Source organism: Streptomyces sp. NPDC001858 (assembly GCF_053594615.1).
On sequence record NZ_JBSFEV010000104.1, the window covers coordinates 1 to 3,215 of the forward strand.

Consider the following 3,215-nt stretch of genomic DNA (forward strand, 5'->3'; position numbering starts at 1 on the left):
GGTGCTGCGGCGGTGCGGCCGTCGATCGGCGGGCCCATGGCCAACACGCGGGTGTATGTGCTCGACGGCGGGCTGTCGCCGTCACCGGTCGGTGTTGCGGGTGAACTGTATGTGGCGGGTGTGCAGTTGGCCCGGGGGTATTTGGGGCGTGCGGGTCTGACGGCGGAGCGGTTCGTCGCGGACCCGTTCGGCGGCCCCGAGGGCTCGCGGATGTACCGGACCGGGGATCTCGCGAAGTGGAGTGCTGACGGGGTCCTGGAGTTTGTGGGGCGTGCCGACGCGCAGGTGAAGGTGCGGGGTTTCCGTATCGAGCCCGGTGAGATCGAGGCGGTGCTCGCCGGCCACGAGGATGTGGCCCAGGCTGTGGTGATCGTGCGTGAGGACCAGCCCGGTGACAAACGTGTGGTCGCCTACGTCGTACCGGCGGGCACTGACGTCGTCCTTGATACGGCCGTACTGCGTGGTCAGGCGGCAGAGCGGCTCCCCGGCTATATGGTCCCCTCCGCCTTCGTGGTCCTGGACGCACTGCCGCTGACGCCGAACGGGAAGCTCGACCGGCGGGCCCTGCCTGCCCCGGAACTCGGCTCCGATGGTGTGGGCCGGGCGCCGAGGTCGCCGCAGGAAGAGATCCTGTGCGGCCTGTTCGCCGAGGTGCTGGGTGTCGACTCCGTCTCGATCGACGACAGCTTCTTCGGTCTCGGTGGCCACTCGCTCCTCGCGACCCGCCTGGTGAGCCGTATCCGGTCGGTGCTGGGTGTGGAGGTGAGTATCCGCGCCCTGTTCGAGACCCCGACCGTCGTCGGACTGGTCGACCGACTCAACGAGGGTGGTCGGGTGCGGGAGCGGTTGGGGGTGCGGGAGCGCCCGGAATGGTTGCCGGTGTCGTTCGCGCAGCGTCGGCTGTGGTTCTTGGGGCAGTTGGAGGGCCCGTCGGCGACGTACAACGTTCCGCTGGTGCTGCGGTTGTCGGGTGCGCTGGATGCGGACGCGTTGCGAGCCGCTCTGGCTGATGTGGCCGGTCGGCACGAGAGTCTGCGGACGGTGTTTCCGCAGGTGGACGGTGAGCCGCGGCAGGAGGTCCTGGACGTCGACGCGGCGGTGCCGGAGTGCGCCGTGCAGACGGTGGCGGAGCATGATGTCGCTGCCGCGGTCTCGGCGGTGGTGTCTGCCGCGTTTGATCTGGAGCGGGATCTGCCGTGGCGGGTACGTGTCCTTCAGCAGGCCGAGAACGAGTGCGTACTGGTCGTGGTGGTGCATCACATCGCGGCGGACGGCTGGTCGATGGCCCCTCTGGTGAGGGACATTTCCGTCGCGTATGCGGCTCGCTGCCAGGGTGCGGCGCCGGGGTGGCGTGAGCTGCCGGTGCAGTATGCGGATTACACGTTGTGGCAGCGTGCGGTGTTGGGCAGTGAGGATGATCCGGACAGTGTGATCGCCGGTCAGGTCGCGTACTGGAAGCAGACACTCCATGACCTGCCGGAGCAGTTGGAGTTGCCGGTGGACTTCCCGCGTCCGGCGGTGGCGTCGCATGTGGGTGGTTCGGTGCGGTTGTCGGTGCCGGCTGAGGTGCATGGGCGGCTGGTGGGTTTGTCCCGGTCGTGCGGGACGAGTCTGTTCATGACGGTGCAGGCCGCTCTCGCGGTGCTGCTGTCGAAGATGGGCGCGGGCGAGGACATCCCGATCGGCACTCCGGTGGCCGGCCGCACCGACGACGCCCTCGACGAACTGGTCGGGTTCTTCGTGAACACACTGGTGCTGCGCACGGACGTGTCGGGTGACAAGAGCTTCCGCCGGATCCTGGAGCGCGTGCGGGAAGCGGATCTGACGGCATTCGAGCATCAGGACGTCCCCTTCGAGTATCTCGTCGAGGTGCTCAACCCGGTGCGGTCGATGGCTCGCCATCCGCTGTTCCAGGTGATGCTTGATGTTCAGCACCACGCACCGTTCCCGGGTGACATCCGCAGTGCTACGCCCGGAGCGACCGAGCCCGACCGCGATGTGCCTGACCTCGATCTGCCTGACGTCGATGTGCCTGAGCTCGCTCTGCCCGGCCTGACGGTACGGCCGGAGTCGATGGACGGGACGGTGGCGAAGTTCGACCTGTCCGTCAGTCTCGGCGAGACCCATACCGGCACCACACCCGCGGGTCTCGAAGGGCGACTGGATTACCGTAGCGACTTGTTCGACTCCGCTACCGTCGAACTGCTCGCCCAGCGCCTGGTCCAGCTCCTCGACACTGTCACCGCCGCCCCGGACGCTCCCGTCCGGCAGATCGATGTTCTGTCTACGGATGAGCGTGACAAGGTTCTGATCGCCTGGAACGACACCGCTCATGAGGTGCCCCAGGCGACACTTCCGGAGCTGTTCGAAGCGCAGGTCGCCCGTACCTTCGACGCGACAGCCGTCGTCGTGAGCGGTGGGACGGAACTCACCTACGGGCAACTGAACGAGCAGGCGAATCGGCTGGCGGGATACCTGGCCGGCCGGGGCGCCGGACCTGGGCGAGCGGTCGGTCTGTGGATGGAGCGGTCCGCAGAACTGGTCGTCACGCTCCTCGCCGTCCTGAAGACCGGCGCGCACTACGTGCCGCTGCACGAGGGCCACCCCCCAAGCCGACGCCGTCTGGTCCTGGCGGACTGCGGGGCCGAACTGCTGGTGACGGACCGGCCTGCGGAAGCGCTCGACTTCGCCGGGACGGCGCAGGTCGTCCACGCCGATGCGGTGCTCGGCACAGCTTCCGAGGTGGAGCATGTGACGTTGGCCGGTGCGGGTGGTGCGGACGGGCTCGCCTACGTGATGTACACGTCCGGCTCGACCGGAGAGCCAAAGGGCGTGGCCGTGACTCACCGTGGTGTTGCCGACCTCGTGCTGAACAGGTGCTGGCAGACGGACCACCACGAGCGCGTCCTCTTCCACTCACCGCATGCCTTCGACGCATCGACGTTCGAGCTTTGGCACCCTCTCCTCTCCGGGGGGAGCATTGTCGTGGCCCCCAAGGGAAGCCTGGACGCGACCTCCTTGGAGCAGCTGATCAAGGCGCACGACATCAGCGGCGTCGTACTGACAGCGGGCCTCTTCCGGGTCATCGCCGAGGAGACCCCGACCTGCCTCGCTCAGCTGCGTGAGGTGTTGACGGGTGGCGATGTGGTGTCGCCTGTCGCGGTCCAGCGGGTGTTGGACGCGTGTCCGGACACTGTGCTCCGGGTTCTGTACGG

At 67.8% G+C, this 3,215-nt stretch carries 1 protein-coding gene; it reads left to right on the plus strand.

The genetic code is table 11. From position 1 onward, the window contains the following. On the plus strand, positions 1-3,215 hold a 3,215-nt coding region (locus ACWCPF_RS45290), incomplete at both ends, for a condensation domain-containing protein (protein ID WP_451051007.1).